Source organism: Kribbella sp. CA-245084 (genome assembly GCF_050942355.1).
GTDB lineage: Bacteria > Actinomycetota > Actinomycetes > Propionibacteriales > Kribbellaceae > Kribbella.
The window spans coordinates 5,917,377-5,935,831 of record NZ_CP192053.1 but is presented as its reverse complement, the minus strand read 5'-3'; the positions used below and the strand labels follow the sequence as shown (position 1 = coordinate 5,935,831).

Here is an 18,455-nt window from a genome sequence, read left to right as displayed (position 1 = left end):
CTGTCGTCATGGCGTTGCCGGCACAGGGCTGGCCAGCCAGGCCGGGGTGTGGTCGGCGGCGTACTTCGCGTACCACTCCCAGAGTCTCCGGTTGTTCTGGTTGGTGGGGTCGCCGAAGCCCAGGAAATGCAGGGCGTTGGTGCCCAGGAAGTCGTTGGTCGGGCCTGCGCCGAGTTTGTCGCGGTACAGGTCGCGGTACGTCGTGAAGAAGCGGTCCCAGTCGGGATAGATCGCGAGCATGAACCAGTCGGTCCCGTACATGAGGCGGTCGCGCATCACCTTTGTTGCGGGACGGTTGAACATGTCGTGCAGGCGGTCCAGGTACGGGCCGGACAACGCGCGGTCGTGGGTCTTGTGGTCGCCGACGTCGGCGTACAGATGGTCGAAGCGCGCGGCCGCATTGGCGATCTGCCAGATCCAGGCGTCCGGCTGCTCGACCGCATGGGCGCCGCCGAAGTGGCCGAGGTCGAGGTCGAGGTGCAGGCTGTCGTACTTCTCGAGTACGTCGATCCACCCACCGGGCCCGGCCAGGCCGGCGTTCTTATAGATCTCACTGGCGTACTGCGAGTTGTTGCAGTGCGCCGTGATCGGTACATGCTCTTCCACGCACCACTTGTAGAACTCGTCGAGTACTTCGTTGAGCGTTGCCGCCTCCTCGGCGGTCACGTCGCCGACGGCCACGTTCTTCAGCGGCCGGAACCCCATCGGTGGGTACACCTTCACGCCGACGAACCCGAACCGGCGTATCGCGTCCTTGACGACCGCCAGCGGGGTGTCGATGTCGTGCGCCTGCCGTGCGCGGACTTCATGGCGCGGGTCGAAGCCGACAAACGGGTGGATCCGCGCTCGCGTCTGCCAGGGCAGCTTCCCGAGCATGCTGAGCCGGCTGATCTGCTCCTGCAGGATGACCTGTTCACGGACCGAGGTCTTCGCCTTGTCGCCGAGCGCCGTACCGAGATCGACCAGCATCGGCGTGAACAGATCGACGTCCGGATAGGTGGACATGAGTACGCCGGTCAGGCCGAGCCGCGACTTCGTGAAGAGCTTCGCCCAGGTGACGGCCCGCCGTACTGCGCGGGTGATGTCGAACAGGCCTTCACCCTGGTCGACCTCCTGCCCAGCCAGGTCCTCCGCGGCGGAGCGGACCAGTGCGGGGTTGCGCTGGAGCAGGTCGGCCAGCTCTGCGTCGACCTCGGCCCGCAGCTGATCGAGCGGTTCCACCACCTTCTGAACCGGCTCCAGCCCCTCGAGACCGTCCCCGAATGTGCTTCGCCCGAGCAGTGCGTCAAGCTGCGGCTTCTCGTCGGTGTACCCCGGCGCGCCCTTCTGCACAATAGTGTCGATCAGTGCCGCAACTGCGGGACTGACCAGCGAATCGTGCAATCCCACGTGCCGGACAAACCCCCGCACCGGCAGGTCGTCCGCATTGAAGTTGTGACAGTGCACATCCACGACCGGCATAGCGACCCCTCCCCACTAATGAGGAGCAGGCGGGCACACCAGTTGATACAACGCAGGCGGTCGAAGCGCTGACGAGGACCCAGGACCGCGCCGGCGGCTGAGGGTCAGTTGCTGTGCGGGCGGTCTCCGGGCCTCTGGCGTGGGGCCGACAGGTGGCTGCCAGGGATCGACGGCAGTCCTGCGCCGCCAGCGCTGATGTTTGGTTTCCTTCACGTCGGTGATGTGCTCGAGGAAACGCAGCTGCGACGTGTGGTCGCGGGCGGAGCTCAGCGGCCTGGAGGTACCAGAGCGGGTCGTGGTCGATGACATCCGGCGCATAGTGGTCCAACCAGGCGACATGACCGCAGGTGCACGTGAACTACAACCATGGGACCCCGTAGGCCGAAGTAGTTACAAACGCCGCTCTGCTTGGCTTTAGCGTGGTGTCCGAGGGGACTTGCACTCTCACGGGACGGCTTGGTGCTGCCGATCGTTGCCACAGAGGCTGCGTGCATTCGGACGTGCCGATGAGAAGATACGGGCGAGCCGGTGGCGGAAGCCGTTCACCTGGAGGTGTGGCGGCGCATCGTACGCACGGTTGGACGGGCCGGCGTGTTGAACCATGACGGCCTCGCGCTGTGGCGCGCAGGATTGCGGCGAACGGCAGGCCACGGGCGGCCGAGATCGGCCAGGACGTGGAGCTACTGGAGGTCCCGTACACGACCGTGACGGCTTACCGCTTTCCTCTCGGCAATTCCTACAGCAAGGCCATGGGGCGAAGCGAGGAGATCCGAATCGTCCGCCAGGTCTCACGATAGGCGCGATGACCGCTCGGAACCTCGACGCGCCAACGGATGCCGGGCAGGACGCTCCAGGGCGAGATAATTCGGCCGGCGTCCGAAGCATCGCACCGGGGTGTTGTTCTGCTTGACTTCTAAACTCGAATCGCATCCAAGCCAGGGTGTTTCGGGCTAGCTGAATCTGAACGGAATTTCCGCATCTGGATCCTGATCGTAGCCCGGTGCGTTAACGACCCCCGAGGGCACGTCGCCAAAGATCCATTTTTTGAGCTCAGGATCGAACTCCTTCTGACGGAAGAACGTCACCGTCATGGGAGTGTTGGTGGGCTGCTGGAATGGAGTTGGCTTGCCGGTCGCGGTGTAGTTGAGCACACGCGCCTGGCCTGCCACCGGGACACCGCTTCCGGTGTCGTCCGCGAGGATCGACAGCGATACAGCGCGCCCGAGAACGATTCGGGCCGGCTCAGTACGTACCCGTAGCCTTCCGGATGTGTCTCCTGTCTTGCCTGTTGCATCAACGAGAAGCGGATCGCCGGCGGGATCGTTACTGTGCAGCACGATGGATGTGCGCCGTAGGCCGCTCGTTGGTGCGGTGAAGCGCCCATGCAAGGTTGCCTGTCCTGAGCCGGGAACCTGGATCGGCACAGACGAGGTGATGGCGAACATCGCCGCGTCGTTGCCCTGAGTTGCGGCCGAGGTGATGGTGACTGTGTCTGGGCCGACGTTGTGGACAACCAAGTCGAAGTCGGCTGCCGTTTCGCTAGGTAAGATGCTGACGCTCACTGGCCCGGCGGCAAGTCGAGGCCGCCATCCCACGGCGTAGCGGCTTTGGAATACGGACTGGCGATTTGCTGGGTCGTTCACATCGCCGAGCATCAAGCCGCCGCCGACATCAATCCTTCCCGGAGCGGTGATTGTCGCCGTGACGTCAATGCTGCTTGTGTGCCTGGCAATGCTCCGAACAGAGTCGGGCGCGGCTCCGGTTCCATTGCGCGTCACTGTCTCGACCACCTCGAGCAGTTGGGCCGATGGAGTCCACCCCGACGGTAGCGGCGGTGCGTCCACATGGAGGGCCGCGCTGACAGTGTTGTGATAATTCGATCCGTCGTCTGAGACGAAGACCTTGCTCGCTACCCCGGCGAGTTCGTTTGCCATCCATTTCCAGCCGCCGAGGTAGACCTCCTCGTGGAGCGGAGCGGCCAGCGACAATGTCGCGACTTCCTGTCCACTGGCAGGTGGCGGGCCTACGAGGCGGATGTCATCCCAACGGAACGGATGGAACTCGGGCCAGACACAGCCAACCCTCAACCAACCCCGTTGCCTTGTCACACAGCTCTCGGGATGATGGTCGATGGTCCAACGCCCTACGACGCGGACGTGATCGCCGATCCTGAGGGGCCGACGGGTACCGCTGGCTGGGTCGAGGACGTCGAATGCGGTGCTCGAATCCTTCTGCGGCAGCGGCCAGCTCTCGTCGTGGTTGGTGTGATCGTGAGGCAGCGGGTAGGTCTCGCAATGCATCACGCCGTTGCTTCCAGGAATCAGTGACACCAGGTGCTGATAGCCGTCGCTTGGCGCTACGTCGAAGTCGTCGCTGGTTCCGACCTCCGTCCCCACCACTGCGCCTTGCTTCGCCACTATCCCGCGGATCTCAACTTCGTCGAGTAGCCAGGTCTGCTTCGTTGTTGCTTGTCCCACCGCCATGCCAGGACCTCCGTTCGTCGGCCAAGGGGTCGGATCAACTGAGCCCCCAGTTGGGAACTATTGCAATTTCTCAGCAGCAGGCGGGCCAGCGTTGATCGTCTGAACTCGGTTGCCTTGGCGTCTCGCGCCATCCCGGCGGTCGCCTCCTGACATCGACCCATTCAATTTGCCTCCAGGGCGCTGAATGGCAGTCGTTGTGCTGCGGTCTGGCAACTCACCGGGCTGAGCTACGACCGAAAGTATTGCCTTGATCAGGGCTCTGAGTAGATCTGTCCGGGGTGCCAAGCCCCGGTAGATACCGTTGGCGGTGACGGCGAGGTAGTTCTGGTCGAGGTTCACTACGGCGTTGACCCAGGCGTCGTCCGGTGCGGTCTGCTCGATCCGGTCGGTATGGAGAACCGGCGCCAGCAGCGCGGACAATCGAACGACTGTGACGTCCCCAACCTGCCGGGCATCCTCGAGGTCGTGGACGGCTCGCGCGAGGGCACGCGTAAAGGCCGCAGCCGGCGGCAGAGGCAGCATCAGGTTGGCGCGCCGCTCGAACAACAGATTCGCCTGCACCACTGGATAGGAGGGCAAAGGCCCATCAAGACCAGGCGACATCGGGGGGTGCTGCCCCGGCGCACCGCGTTCTGGAAAGACAAGTTCCGCCCGCCGGGTGGCGGTCCGGGCAACGGCATACGCGAACGTGAGCTCGTTGTCGGACTTGAGAATCTGCTTCAGGATGTCGTCTGTCTGTGCCCAGCCGACGAAGCGACGGTGTTGATCGTCAATCGTTGCGACGAAGACCACCGCGGCAGGCCTTCCCTGCAAGTCGGCACCGGCACAGAGCAGGAGCAAGCGGCTGTCCCACCAGGCGTGGCCATCCTCGAGGTCAATCACCACAACCTCTGCGCGCGACGCTTCCCTGAGCACCGACAAGACTTCGCTGTGTCCGGAGTCACTGATGTCAGTGCCTTCGTCGCTCACATTGCGCGGTATCGAGATCACTGAGCTGGCAAGGGCGGAGGCTTGGGCCGCAGTGCCGAAGTTCACCGAGAGTCCGCGGAAGGAGACGCTACCCTGCGACTCCGCCACCCGACCCAGCACAAGCAGCCCTATTGGGACAAGGCTGACCAGCACGGCGGCGAGTGCGAAGGCTCCCTCCCACCGAGCATCCGGCCAGTCAGCTCTGATGCGCAGCAAGGCAAGGCCACCGACCAGCACAAGAAACAGCAGAATGCTGCCGGCCAATGCTGCTCGTCGACTCAAGGGCCACCGGATGCTCACGGCGTCGTGCTGATCCTTTCGCGCCATGGAGTCTTATCCTCCCCAATTCGGACCTGTCGGTTGTTGTCACTCGCCGGGCCGTCCGCGCCGGGCGGCACTAATTCGCACCGACAGCGTCCGTGTTCCGAAGTACGCTGCCGCAGCGGAGACAGCAACCAGTGGTATGTCGACGAGGAGGAATCCCCAGCTGATGAGGTATTCCCCGCTGACGATCGTGGCCACGGCGCCGACGGCGATGGCAATGATGCCGCCGAGGAGGAGGCGCGCACGGAGAGAGTGCGCCCGCTGGACTACGACGCCGAGGAGCAGCCCGCCAAGAATCGGCAGAAGTTCGTTCATGACGTAGCGCTTTCGGGTTCTACGTGGTCTGGCAGTTCAGGTGCGGCGCCCGCAGAGAGGCTCCCCGCAGCGCCGCTGACAGCCGACTCGGTGGTCGGACGATCCGTTGCCGAAGGGGTGATCGCGGGTGCCCCCGGAGTCATTGACAACTCCTGCAGCGTGGGGGCTGGTCCCGCTGAGATAGCCCCGATCTCCCCGGCCTGTGCGGCGAGATCCTCGGGAGGCGCGGATCCGTCGGTGGCAGCAGCGACAACTCTTCCGTGGTCCTCGCTGCCTGGTTCCGCTTCGTCGTCGATCCGGATTGTGACGCGCATAATGCCTGCTCCTAGTTGAGTACGGCGTACCTGCCCTCGAAGGTGATCGGAACCGGGGCGAGGTTCTTCACCGTGATCCAATAGGTGCATCTGGTCGCATCGCCTCGCTCGACAGCGACGTCCCACTCGAGCTCAGGGGCGCCAAGCCTCACGGCCGTCGGCATCATGTACCAGACGACATGCCAGGTCGCCGGCCAGTTGAACGTGAACCAGCGCTGGGTCTGATTGGGGTTGAGTGATCCGGTGAACTGAACGTTCGTCCACATCTCGGCTCCTAATATCGGCTGAGGATTGCGTAGCGTCCCTCAAAGGAGACGGGGCTCGAGGTCAGGTTCCTGACCGTGATCCAGTACGTTGCGAACTCTGCGTCGGCGCGCTCGACCTGCGTCTGCCACGTGATCTGGGGAGCACCGAGGGCCACCGTGGTGGGCATAACGGTCCACAAGACGTGCCAGGTTGCGGGCCAACGGAAGGTGAACCAACGCCGCGTCTCGTTCGCCTGGAGGGTTCCGGTCCATTGGGTACCGCAGACAGGCTGGGTCATCCACCCGTCGACGGGGATCTCCCATACGCCCCGGTTGCGGGTCCCGGCGCGAAGAACGCGCGAGTGCGGGTGGTATATCAGGTCGCCGATGAATGCGTTTGGCAACGAGTTTGAGAAGGTCGACCATGTGGTGCCGGCGTCTCGGCTTTCGTAGACACCCAGATCGGCCGCCACCCAGATCCGGTTGTGATTCCGAGTGTCGACGGCCACGGCGTTCACGGGGAGTGGGGGAAGCCCTGCGGTGCGATCCGTCCAGTTTGTGCCGCCGTCGTCCGAGACGAATACTCGACCGCCGCCTGCTGCACGACTTGTGGCGATCAGACGACCTGTCGCACCGGGCTCTGCATAGAGGTCGCTGACAGCGGCGCTCGGTCGCGGTGTGGCGATGGCAGCGAGTGGTGACCACGCCGTAGAGAAAGTCGTCCGGAGCACGCCGCCGTTGGTCAGCCCCACGACTACGGTATCCGGGTCCGGGATGTACATCGCCGAGGCAACACCGCCGCCGGGGAAGCCGAGTCGTGTCCAGCCACCACCGCTGTCGCGCGAGACGTACAGTGCTTGCATTCCGATTGCGATGGTGTCGCCGGTCGTGGCGCTGCCTTCGATCGGTGGGTAAAAGAGTCCGACCCCTTCCCCGGCCGGACGGGCTGGATTGATCCAGGACCACGTGTTGAATGAGCCACGCGACAATGACCTTCGAAGTCCTCCCCATTGCCGGCTGAGGACGACGGTGCCGGGCGTCTGTCGATTGACCACTACGTCGCCGCCGTCGGCATCTTCGACGTGTTCCCAGGTGGACGAGCCGGTCCAGCGGTTTGTGCCATTGTCCTGTGTGCCGCCGATCAGCCAGCGCGCCGACCCCCAATCGTGCGCCAAGTACTCGAACTCACTGACCACCAGACCGTTGTTGCAGCTTCGCCAGGTAATTCCACGGTCCGGCGATCTGAACAGACCGCCGTCGTTGCCTGCGTAGACGGTGTCCGGCGTGCCGGGCTCGAAGCCGATGGTGTGCTGGTCCGGGTGGATGGAGTCGCCCGTCGTTCCCTTGTTGGTCAGTACGCGCCACGTCCAGCCGCCGACTGCCAAGTCGCCACGGTGTAGCTCGATGGCCCCGCAGTAGACCTGGGTGTCTCTGTCGGGAGCGACTGCGACATACCAGTCGTACCAAGCCTGTCCTGTCGCGACTCCTGGTGGGGTTCCGATGGCGGTCCAGTTGCCTCCGGCGCGGCGCCACAAGTAAGCGGTCGGAATCTGGCCGCCTCCGGGTTGTGGGATGTACGGCGGGCCAGCTCCCCACGCGTACGCCACGGCAGTGTTCGACGGCGCGATCGCTACAGCCAAGCGGTCAAAACTGGCCGGTGCTCCAGCGAGCGCTACCGTGGTCCAGGTGGTGCCGGAATCGGTCGACTGGAACACCCCGTCGCGACAAGCTGCCAGCAATTGCCCTCCGCCGGTGGCAACCGTCCACGTCTGGCTGCTACGTCGCTGAGTCCAGGTTGTGCCACTGTCTGCGGACACGTATAGGCCTTCCGTCGTGCCCGCATAGAGTCCCTGTCCGGTTGTCGGATCGACGATCAGCGAATAGAAGCCCTGGCCCACGAATGGCGTCGTACAAACGGCCGTCCATGAGGAACCGCCGTTTGTGGATCGCAACACGCCATTGCCGAGGAAAGACCACCAATCACCCTCGCCCGTTCCGCAGTACGCGATCGACGGCGTCGATGGATCGAACGCCAACGCACCCACAGTGAGCGTGGCCTGGTAGTCGGTGCACGGCCGCCAGGATGCGCCGCGGTCTCCGCTCTCCCACACGCCGCCATTAGCAGCGCCGGCGAGTACATGCGCCGGACTTGATGGATCGACGGCGAGGGCGGAAATACGCCCCGATACATTGACCCTGCTGCTGCCGTACGTCTGTCCGTTGGTCACAGTCCACGGACCGATCGACCGCCACTGCGGTCCAACCGCGGTCGGCGGACCAGCCAGATCTGTCGCGACCGCTGCGTACGTGCTGGCGACGCTCTCCGGCGCTGCACTGCTCGGTGTAGCTGCATAGTCGTGCGTGGTCCCATAGTCGATCGCGTCCGGCGCGGCTCCAAGGAAGCCCAGGTCTCTGGCGCGATCGACCGCGGCGCTCTCTGCCTCCGTTGATGTAGCGTCGCGGATCAGTTTTTCTTGTACGCTGGTCAGCGCCTGGCTCTCCAGCAACTCCAGCAATCGCAGCATCGGTTTTCCACCAAAGGGGCGTGGCGGCAAATCCTCTACGTCGAGCACGACGCCGTTAGCGCCTTCGTCTCCCGTTCCACGCATTTCCGCTCCTGTCAGCCCAGGGAGCCCTTGTCATCCGTTTCGGACTCAGAATCGTCGTGCTGAGGTACCGAATCTTCGGTCACGGCTCCGACTTCGTCATCATTCTGCGAAGCCGGGTGGTAGAACTCGTCATCGTCGGGCATGCCACGATCGCGCAGAAACTGGCCACGGCGATCACGCGGTCCCCGTTCCGAATCGCCCTGCCGGCCGTGTTGACTGCCTGAAGCCATGCCCCCACCTGCTCCACCGAACCGCTGTCCGTGGCGCTCCATCTCAGCCGCTCGGCGGCCGACGATGGTTGCTACCAAATGAGGAGCGCCTAGCCGACGGTCTATAACCGCGATCACTGTGGACCGTTCCAGAATCCCCTACCAGCACCATGAACCCGATACCGAGCAGCGTCAAGAGGTCTGGTGGTTAGAGCGGCCAAATGGGGATATGTCAGAATGTGATTATTTGGCTCCCGTCGAATTCACAACAAATAGTCGATTGAAGCAATCGAAGGATTGGCTACAAGCGAGATCGGTCATGGACCGTCCTTATGTTGCTCTGGCTCAGGTTGCCTGGTCGAGATGCAGCGCCGCCAGCAGATCGCTCATGCGCTCTCAATGCGGTGTGCCGGGCATCCGGTCGGAACTTGCGCGCTGAACTCCCGGCAGATTGTCAGGCTGTCGGCGAAATCGCTGCAGAACCGGCGCCCTACTCGTCGACCACGAGGCCAACTGGCTAGCCCGTTTCACTGATGTCGACCCGACTCCCTGGTTCAACAACGAGGCGCATCCGAACGCTGTCGGCTACCTGCACATCGCCAACTACACTGCGAGCTCTGGGGTTAGCGGCATGTTCAGCGAGGTGTGAGACCACAGAAAGCGTGACAACTCCCTCGTAGGTTGCGAGAGAGTCGAAGACAGGTGGTGTCGTATCGGCGATGAGACGACGGACCTGATCAGCCCGGTGGGATCGAGGAGGGTCCGGCGTCACCAATGTGCCGCGATCGTGTCTTCATCGTCGTCTCGCCGAGGTGCTGCTGATCTTCAGGCGGTATCGGATCGCTACTACCAGTCCAGTGAGGACTGACGCGAGACTGAACCATGCTCATACTGTGCGTGTGACGAGTCGCGGTACACCGGTGGTTCATGCGCTGGAGGGGTTCTACTCGATGAGCGTCGAGGACCTCTCGGGAGAGATGGAGCGCGGTCTGGTCTCGGCTCGTGCGCTCGACCTGTCGACCGAGGAGGTCATCGCACGACTGCGGTGCGAGGAGTTCTTAGCCACCTATCTGGAGCAAGTGCAGTCGGGCACGATCGAGCGTTGGCTGGAGTCGCTCGATCTGGGCGCTGGCGTTCTGCGCGCCTCGGTGGTCGGCAGGGAGCTTGCTGAGACGCATGCGCACAGAAGGCGTTCGATGCTGATCGATGGCGAGCATCTCAGCAACGAACGGCTACCGCGCGCCGGCGTTGGCGATGGCGAGATCAAGGCGGCGCTGTGCTTTGCCCACGACATCTTGCTCGACGACCCGTTCGACGAGGAGCAAGTGCTTGCGGACTTCGCGGCTTCGGTCCACGAGGTAATGCCGGATACCAGGATCACCATCGCACCCGATCCCGAGCATTTTTGTGGACACCGTGCGGGGGCTGATCTCACTGGCTCCGCTGGCACGCGACGGGTAGTCGCGTTTGCGCCGCGTCGGTTGTCGATGGACGCCCGATTGGCGGGGGCCTTCGCTCGCAACGCCTGGGATCTTGGTGGCGAATCCCGGGAAGGTCTTGCGAGTGGCGAACTCGCACGTCGCTCGTTGCGGCTGTGGTTGGCGAGTGGCGGCCGTTATGTGCCCTGTTCAGCACTGATCGCGACGAGACCGCATTCGTCTCCGAGGCGGAACTGTTCGCAGCCCAGGTCTTGGCTCCGGACCTCGCGCGGCTCCGGCGGATCGTCACGCTCGCACTACCGGCGGCCGGGCGAGCGAGCCCACAACGGATGCTCGATCTCAGGCATGCTGACGTGTTCGAGGACTTTAGGGCGCGGCAGCGCCAGGCTCTGCAAGCCGTGGGTCCTGGAACCGATGGTGAGACTGCCAGCTTGTTCAGGGGAGGAGATGAAGGTCGCGGCTGTCGAGCTCGGTCGCCGGGTGAAGCAGAAGCCCCTGCTCGTCGAGGGCATGCCGAAGTACCTGAACTGGGGCGTAGGCTCCATCGGACTCGCGGTTCACGACTGGCGTCTGATCGCCGCCGGCCTCGGCGGTATCACCGCGGAGGTACTGGCAGAACGCTTCCTGGGCCATTCAGGAGTTGGCGACCAGGCGCTCGTCCATCACTACGCACCCCTCGCGACGCTGTGAAATCACTGTCACGCGAGTCGTCGAACAGCCGATCGTCGCTCATCGGACTATTCACCGTGCCGCCCCTGACGCGATGAAGGAGCGGGGCCTCCGCTCCTCGTGGGTTTCCCCCGGCGGATGCTGGGGTTGCTCGCGTTTTACGACGAAGGAGGCCCCTTGATGGAAGCGTACGCGGGACGGCAGTTTGTGAGGATGGATCTGCATCGGCGCCGGTCGGTGCTGGTGCTGATGACGGCCGAGGGTGAGGTGCTCGAGCGGATCCGGATCGTCAACGACCCGGACCGTTTGGCCGCGGTGATCGCCCGGGCCGGGCAGAGCCCGGAGGTGGTGCTGGAGGCCACCTACGGGTGGTACTGGACGGTGGATGCGCTGCGGGACCAAGGGCGCGAGTGTGCATCTGGCGCACTCGTTGGGGGTGAAGGCGTTTGAGTACCGGCGGGTGAAGAACGACGAGCGTGACGCCGCCGATCTGGCCGATCTGCTCCGGATGGGTCGCCTGCCTGAGGGATGGATCGCGCCACCGGCGGTCCGGGAGTTGCGGGAGCTGGTCCGCCACCGCGCCAAGCTGGTCGGGCTGCGCAGCCACTGCAAGGCTGAGATCCGCGCGGTGCTGGCCAAGTGTGGCGTGACCGTGTCGATGAGCGACCTGTTCGGTATCGACGGCACCGCGCTGCTGGACCGGCTGCGGGACTCCTGTCAGCTCGCGGCGCCGTACGCGGCCAGGATCGGTTCGCTGCGCCGGATCATCGACGGGCTGGACTTCGAGATCGACCATGTCGCCGGCATATTGCGGGGCCGGTTGGCGCTGCACCCGGGCTATGCCGCGGTGCAGCAGATTCCCGGAATCGGTCCGACCCTGGCCGCGGTGCTGGTCGCCGAGATCGGCGACATCGACCGGTTCGCTCGACCGGAGCAGCTGGCCTGCTGGGCCGGGCTGACACCGCTCGATCACGAGTCCGATGCCCATGTGCATCGGGGCCGGATCACCAAGCAAGGTGCCCGGCTGGTCCGCTGGGCCGTGGCCGAGTCGGTGCAGATCCTGCCCGACACCACCAGGGTCGGGCAGTTCCGCGGCCGGGTCGCCGCCCGCTGCGGCCACAACATCGGTATCGTCGCGGCCGCCCGGCGCCAACTCGAGTACGTCTTCTACGCCCTGCGCGACCACCACGTCCGTGCCCTGGATGCGCAGCCGCACAAGCACACGGACAAACACGCGGACGCGGCATGAGCCGCGTTCGCCTCGAACCGGTCGGCGCGGGTCGTGCAGGTCAAGATCCTCACCCCGTGGCGTGGTCGCGCCTCTGATTGACCCCGCCGGCCAGCAACCGCGAACCCCATCATGCCGGCCACTACGCGCGGCGAAGGGATGACAGCAGCCCTCGACCGGGCCTGCCACCAGCCGGGACACCCTGGCCATGACGAGCGCAATGCCCCAGACCCACAGATCACCAAGGGGAACAGCAGACCCTTCTCCACTGCCCACAGCATGCGCCGAACGGCGTCGTCGTCAAGGCCCTACGGCCGCTACGCGGTCGGGCTCTGCCCGAGCCTTGACCACAACGCCGCATCACGGCGTGTCTCAGACCCAGCGGACAAGAACAATGGGCCGGCCACAGCACCTCTTGACCGGCCCCGCTCCTTCAGGGATGACGCTGCGGCAGATGGCTTCGAGGCGCGCATGTAAGAGCCTAGCTGTCAGTTGGTCGCAGTCGGCTGACGAACCTGACTGTGCGAGGCCCTCCGAACGGTGATGCTTGGCGAGGCCATTGACAGGCCTGAGGCTGCGTCCCTTGATGGCCGAATACTTCGGCTGAGCCGGACTTGAAGGGGGTAATTGCTGTTGGTCGGCTGTCGCGGCTCAGATCATCACTCGGCTGTCAGCTTGGTGCTGGCATGAACGGTAGAAGCCGCTGCACCCAGTCGAGTTGCTCGTTCAGCCAGCCGAGCATGCTCAGCGTCGGCGAGATGACGGCAGGCGGGTTGGAAATCAAGGTATCGGACTGGAGTAGACGCTCGAAATCTACGCTGACCGAGCCGTTGCGTGGTTGCCCGTCTCTGGTGCGGAACTGCACGCCCGCGAGCTGCATGATCTTGATGACTTCTTGGGCGATCAGCCCGTAGCTGATCGTGGTGGGATGCACTCCGTCCAGCGAGAAGAGGCCACCGTCGGTCCGTCCGTGCGGTCCGGCTCGGAAGAACCGTGTGCTCGGCACGGGGTCGAGGTTGTGCAGTGCCTCGGGTAGTTCGTACGGCTTCCACCACGGGGGACGTGCCCAGGGACTTTCGATGTATCTGCGGGTCGCCAGCCCGTCCAGGAGGCCGGCGAGGTCGAACACGTACCAGTCCAGTCCGTCGTGCCTCGCAGCCTCGACGCTGGCCACGATCGTTTCGTTGTACGAGTCGATCGCGGAGTCGACGGCCCGAGCCTCGTCCGCGGTGATGTGAGGGTCTCTCGCCGGATCGAAGGCTTCGTCGGTGATCCACGGCCTGGTGTAGTACGGGAAGTACCGCGACTTGAGGTCGATCTTGCCGACCACGCCGCGGGCGATCGGCGCGATGGTTACCGAGGGAACGGTCGCGACGATGACGTGTTGGGCTTCGACAGCGCGGAGTCGTTCGACGAGCGTTGCCCACTCGGCCTCGAAGTGCTGGGGCCGCCAGACGTTGCATCCTCGCTTGGCCTCCAGCCGCGCTGCGGGTTCGAGGTCGAGGTAGTTCGCAGCGGTCCAGCAGGGCTGTAGTCCAACGACTGATCCGAGGCAGTTGTTGGCGCCGAGCATGACCACCATGGTCTCGATGCCGTCCGAGGTCCCGAGCGTGGCAGCGGCGTCCAGCACAGTGCGGGCCCGTCCCGAGTCCCGGGCCGCCTGCAGTACCGGCCAAGCGGCGCGGTCCGCGCTGTTCTGCACGATCTGGTTCAGCAGGTCGTCCCGAGGCGTGCCGATACGCGCGGCCACGAGATCTGCGGTCAGCATCTGGGTGTCGAGCAGATCCCAGCCGTACACCGCCATGTTGTGGAAGGGTGCCCGGACCGAGGACGGGCCGGAACCCGGGCCGCGCTCCCAATAGTCCTCAACGCCGTCCATGTAGTCGCGCAGCCACAAGGCCGCCGTCACGTACTCCCAGAAGTCGAGTCGATCACCGAACCGTCGCTGGAACGCGCGCGTCAGCCGCTCCAAGTCCAACGGCAGCCCGCCCGGCCCGGACGCTGTTTCGTAGGTAGGAAAGCGGAACTCCGTCGCAGTCAGCCCGAGCTCGTACGCCGTGATCGCCGGCCAGGACTGATCTGTCCTGAACACGGCGGCGCTCATGAAACCCTCGGTCAGCGAATCACCCAAGGTCACCAGCCGATGAGCCGCCTTGGCAGGTGCGCCACGGGGCACCGCGATGCCAAGCGTCGGGTCGGACACCGGCTCACGCGGTTCGAAGTGGATGGTGAGCTCGCTCGGCACAGTACGGTCACACGTCATGGCTCAACCCTCTTCCGGAGCGATCAGCACGTTGTCGCCGCTGCGATGAACACCGGCGGGGGAGGTTCGTCCCTGATGCCTCGCAGCAGCGGTTCTTTGACGGGAGGGAGGTCGAGTTCCTGTACGCCGTCGTCCCCCCGCAACTTGTGCAACTCGACGCCGATCGCCGACGCCTCCGGTCCGCTGGACACAGGTTCGTTCTCGTCTGGGCCTTTGGTCCCGGTCTTGTCGCTGACCGCCAGGCCCACCTTGTGGCGTGTCCGTGCGCTAGTCGTCGTGACACAGAATTTCTGGAAGCGCGGCCCGACACGATCGGCCGCGTACGTCAAGGTGTTCCGGTTCCCGCCCATGTACGTTCGCCACCCCTGGAACGCCACCATCCTGTCAAATGTTACGGGGTGGAATGGCCGCTGTCGCGAGCCGACGACGGTCGACTTCTGCTGTGAGATCTGGTTCAAGCAGACGAACTCCTGTGGCAAGCAGTTGAAGTGATCATTCGATTCTGCACGATTGACCGGCTGACCCCTGCGAGTTTCCGCACGAGTGGGACGCTCAAAAAGAGACGCTGGCGTTCACCTGGCCGGTGAGTGAGGGTGATGCCACCGAGACCCACTTGCGCCGGTCGAGCGACCACGGCGAGACCTGGAATTTGCTTGAGCTAAGAGTCACCGGCGGGGCGACTGTCATCCCGCTGGACGTGTTCCACCGGGAGGGCATTTGGTCCACTTGGTGCTTTCGGACGGCTTCCACACTGTCACCTCGGAACCGGTCGAGGTCGACGTGCCCAACCGTGCCCTGTCAGCCAGCGTCCACTGGCCGCTCAATGCCGCAACAGTTGCGGCAACCGGGACGATGCGACTCTGGGAGACCGGCTTGTTGGCGAACGGCGAAGCCCCGAGCGATGCCTCGCACGCCTGGGCCATCGACGGACGAGTCGTCCGCGAGGGCCTGACCTGTGGCTCGCTCCGCCCGAGGGGAGGGTGAGCACGAAGTAGCACTGACCGTGCGCGACGAGTATGGCGAAGCGACGGCCGCCAACCGATTCTGGGTTCCCCACAGCGGGTTGGCGCCGCGACAGATTCCCGACTGACAGGCTTGCGAGCGAACCCCTCCAGGGGAGAGCAAGCGTCGCAGGCAGGTGCTCGACAAGGAGACGCAGCTGCTGGCTGGCCCGGATCGAACTCGGGCGGGAGTTGCCTGCCGCGGCTGCGGGTGGGCGGGTGCTGCCCGGGCTGAGCGACGCTTCGCAGCCGAAGCCGACTGGGACCGGTGTCCACGCGCTTGTGTCCTCCACGAAACCACCGGATCCTGTGGTGAGCCACTGAGCCAGCCTAGGTTGACCTCGATGCCCGGAGTCAATCTATGACCGGACGACCGATTCAGGCCGAACGAGCCGAGGCGGCGCTAGAACCAGATTGACGCCCCTCGCCTCCGGTTCGCTCCCAATCAGCTACCGCTGAGACGGCCTCTCCACCTCAGCTCTCGGACGAAGCCGCGAGCCAGGAAGTCTGGCAGCTCTGCCAGCCTGAATGTGCCCGAGCCCGCCATCAGTCGGCTGACCATCAACCTGATGGTCTCCTGGTGAAGAGGCTCGACAGTCCTCGTCCAGGTCCCATGTTGTTGTGGACCTTGACATTGACCACGCCTCCGTCGCCGACAACCGCGGTCCCGCCGCCTATAACTGTTGCGTTGTTCTTAGGTCCCGAGGGGCTGTCATCGACGCTCTGGCCCACCGGCTGAGTTCGGCTTGATGTCGGTGGCTCAGCGCGCGGGGTCTCGTCTGGGGCTCGCTTTCGAACACGAGCGACCACAGACAATCCGAGCCCGGTCACGCCAGTCAAAGCGCCAACAGTACTTGCAACTTGGTCGGCCGCGGCCAGACCAATGATCGTGAACAACACGGCGAGACCGATCAAGGTGAGGCTCGTTATCGCCCACACCACCCACAGAACCTTCATCTGCTCATGGTGCGCGCAACACCCGGTCGGGTAAAGAGCCGTTGCGATCCGATACGGGTCAGCCCACACTGAGAGGAGGATGGCAGGTGGTCGCGATGCTCCTCAAGGTTTTCGGCGGGCTCATTGTGGTGATCTGCCTTGTCAGGTTGGCCGTTCGCGGGCTTGAGGCGTTGGGAACAGCGATCACCCATGGGTTGGTAGAGGTAGCCCCGCTCCTTGTTCGGTTGGTCGGCCTTGCTGCCTGCGGATTGGTGGCATTCGCTCTCATCAAGTTCGTCCGCCGCCGGTTGGACATCGTTGGCCGAGCACGGGCTGCCCTGTCGTCTTTGCAACCTTTGCTGCGAGGACAGGACGCTGCCTGTTCGGCCTCCGATACGGCCAGGGAACCTTCCGAGAGGCAGATCTCGTCGACCTGGCGGGTGGATCGTCCTTCGAGAGCCGCCACTGAGTCGTCTTCTACGTCGGCAAGCGTCGAGAGCACGCAGGCATCCCCCGACCACCAGCCCCCCATCTCGGCGGCAGACCGTGGTGTAGACGTCGAAATCCGAGCATGTGTAGCCCGGACTTCTTTGCGGCTCGACCTGCAAGACGCTTTCGGTCCGGCAATCACCCCAGCCGATACGCATGCGCTCCGAGGCGATTCTGAGCAGGAGACGACGTCGCCCAGGCACCTCGCTCGTCAATCGCAGGACCCCCGGGAGTCGACATCTGCACCGGGAAGAATCTGGTGGGCTGATGAATCACCCGCATTGGCGTCGACAGGAGCAGCCGAGCCGGCCGCACGCCATCGCTTCGTACTCATGGTGCGAACCGATATTGGCGTAGTCGGCAACGACAACGGGGTGATGATCGCCTTTGTTCTGCATCTGAGAAGCCCTCAGATCAACCTGGCGAAACTCTTCGAGATCGAGGCCGTCAAACAGTGGCTCGACGCTCTGTCAGAGGCCCGAAGTGATCTGCCCGATCCCGAGAGGATCCTCGCCCGCCGCAGAGAACTCCGACTTCGCCACCAAGTCGAAGACGTGCTGAAATCTGGTCCGGGTTGCCTCAGAGGCCCTCGAGTTCTCGATCTTGGTCAACTCGGAAAATCCGGTCCGGTCAAGCCCCTGGCGAACGCCGCCGGCCGGATGAGCGGACCTGCCATCTTCCGGGATGGCGTAGGGATCGTTGGTGACGGCAAAAAGATAGACGCCAAGCTTCACTATCACTGTGCGAAGAACGACATCGACGCCGCAGAGCTACTCGCCCATCAGCCAGCGCTCGTCCATGCCCTGATCACCGCGATCGTAAACCGCGACAAGAACTACCGGACGGCGAACCTCGCGGACGATATCAACAGGGCTCTCACTGAGTCCTCAGCCGTCCGCCAAATGCCTGACCGTTTCCCGATCGCGATCGTCGATGAACCGGGCGGCGCACTCAAGATCTCCGACAGGTCCGTGGCAGTTGTCGGCAACAGGAATCCGATCACGGTGAAGCCGACAGCGGCCCGAGTCGATCCAGCTACGATGCCGGATCTCCGGCTACCGCAGGCGCGGCCGAGCCGGCCCCGCTGGCGCGGCCCGTGGGCATCTGACATAGCACAGGACGAAGACATCGACCTCCCGTCGATATCCCGACCGCCACAGGAAAGGGACGAGCGGACTGTAGAGGTGAACAACGAACCGGATGAGCAGATCGTCATTTCACATCGCACAACTAGCCCGGCCGAAAGCCAGGGCGATGTTGACTGGGCGCATTACAACCCACGCGATCGCAACGTGAACGCGGGAAAGTTCACCGAAGGAGGCATGCGGGACGCAGTGCGTGAAGCGCAACGGCTCCGCGACCTCCACGAGCCAAGCCAGAGCGAGCGAACCCGGCCGGGCCGAGACGAAGGCCCGGCATCACGACCAGGGCCGTTCAACAGGTGAGCCCAAGCTAAAGCGGGGCAGAAGGCTGCTTATCAGCGCTCGATGACCTGGGACGA

13 protein-coding genes are annotated in these 18,455 nt (G+C 64.3%); 5 read left to right on the top strand and 8 right to left on the bottom strand.

From position 1 onward, the window contains the following. Positions 1 to 6 precede the first annotated feature (6 nt). The 6 genes from ACQPYH_RS28265 to ACQPYH_RS28240 all read right to left on the bottom strand — a co-directional run bounded on the left by ACQPYH_RS28265 (position 7) and on the right by ACQPYH_RS28240 (position 8,720). Positions 7 to 1,461, bottom strand: coding sequence for an amidohydrolase family protein (locus ACQPYH_RS28265; RefSeq protein WP_432877208.1), 1,455 nt, complete (start codon positions 1,459 to 1,461; stop codon positions 7 to 9). Between the two features lie 950 nt (positions 1,462 to 2,411). Further along, complete coding sequence (locus tag ACQPYH_RS28260) at positions 2,412 to 3,944, bottom strand: hypothetical protein (protein ID WP_432877206.1); 1,533 nt, start codon at positions 3,942 to 3,944, stop codon at positions 2,412 to 2,414. A gap of 57 nt (positions 3,945 to 4,001) precedes the next feature. Then, entirely contained in the window at positions 4,002 to 5,240 is a 1,239-nt protein-coding gene (locus tag ACQPYH_RS28255) for a hypothetical protein (RefSeq protein WP_432877204.1), read from the bottom strand. 39 nt (positions 5,241 to 5,279) lie between these two features. Next, on the bottom strand, positions 5,280 to 5,552 hold the full coding sequence (locus ACQPYH_RS28250) for a hypothetical protein (RefSeq protein ID WP_432877201.1): 273 nt from the start codon (positions 5,550 to 5,552) through the stop codon (positions 5,280 to 5,282). Positions 5,553 to 5,877: 325 nt separating this feature from the next. Next, the gene (locus tag ACQPYH_RS28245) at positions 5,878 to 6,132 is read right to left on the bottom strand and encodes a hypothetical protein (protein WP_432877198.1); all 255 of its coding nucleotides are present in this window, start codon (positions 6,130 to 6,132) and stop codon (positions 5,878 to 5,880) included. 8 nt (positions 6,133 to 6,140) lie between these two features. Further along, positions 6,141 to 8,720, bottom strand: a complete 2,580-nt coding sequence (locus ACQPYH_RS28240) for a hypothetical protein (protein WP_432877196.1) — start codon at positions 8,718 to 8,720, stop codon at positions 6,141 to 6,143. A 56-nt stretch (positions 8,721 to 8,776) separates the two neighbouring features. Between ACQPYH_RS28240 and ACQPYH_RS28235 the strand changes: the two genes are divergently transcribed. The 4 genes from ACQPYH_RS28235 to ACQPYH_RS28220 all read left to right on the top strand — a co-directional run bounded on the left by ACQPYH_RS28235 (position 8,777) and on the right by ACQPYH_RS28220 (position 12,286). Next, on the top strand, positions 8,777 to 8,944 hold the full coding sequence (locus tag ACQPYH_RS28235) for a hypothetical protein (protein WP_432877193.1): 168 nt from the start codon (positions 8,777 to 8,779) through the stop codon (positions 8,942 to 8,944). 935 nt (positions 8,945 to 9,879) lie between these two features. Continuing rightward, positions 9,880 to 11,058: a hypothetical protein gene (locus ACQPYH_RS28230; RefSeq protein ID WP_432877191.1), complete on the top strand. Its 1,179-nt coding sequence runs from the start codon at positions 9,880 to 9,882 to the stop codon at positions 11,056 to 11,058. A 192-nt stretch (positions 11,059 to 11,250) separates the two neighbouring features. Continuing rightward, a complete protein-coding gene (locus ACQPYH_RS28225) occupies positions 11,251 to 11,487 on the top strand; it encodes a hypothetical protein (RefSeq protein WP_432877189.1) in 237 nt (78 codons plus the stop codon). After that, the gene (locus tag ACQPYH_RS28220; protein WP_432877186.1) at positions 11,423 to 12,286 is read left to right on the top strand and encodes an IS110 family transposase; all 864 of its coding nucleotides are present in this window, start codon (positions 11,423 to 11,425) and stop codon (positions 12,284 to 12,286) included. Before ACQPYH_RS28225 ends, ACQPYH_RS28220 begins: the two co-directional genes overlap by 65 nt. Positions 12,287 to 12,935: 649 nt before the next feature. Here the strand turns inward: ACQPYH_RS28220 and ACQPYH_RS28215 are convergent. Together ACQPYH_RS28215 and ACQPYH_RS28210 are read right to left on the bottom strand one after the other, a co-directional pair. Then, the gene (locus ACQPYH_RS28215; RefSeq protein WP_432877184.1) at positions 12,936 to 14,528 is read right to left on the bottom strand and encodes a hypothetical protein; all 1,593 of its coding nucleotides are present in this window, start codon (positions 14,526 to 14,528) and stop codon (positions 12,936 to 12,938) included. A 23-nt stretch (positions 14,529 to 14,551) separates the two neighbouring features. Then, positions 14,552 to 14,908 (bottom strand): hypothetical protein, encoded by a 357-nt coding sequence (locus tag ACQPYH_RS28210; protein WP_432877183.1) that lies wholly within the window; start codon positions 14,906 to 14,908, stop codon positions 14,552 to 14,554. A gap of 2,378 nt (positions 14,909 to 17,286) precedes the next feature. Between ACQPYH_RS28210 and ACQPYH_RS28205 the strand changes: the two genes are divergently transcribed. Beyond that, positions 17,287 to 18,399 (top strand): hypothetical protein, encoded by a 1,113-nt coding sequence (locus tag ACQPYH_RS28205; protein ID WP_432877180.1) that lies wholly within the window; start codon positions 17,287 to 17,289, stop codon positions 18,397 to 18,399. The last annotated feature ends 56 nt before the right edge of the window (positions 18,400 to 18,455 follow it).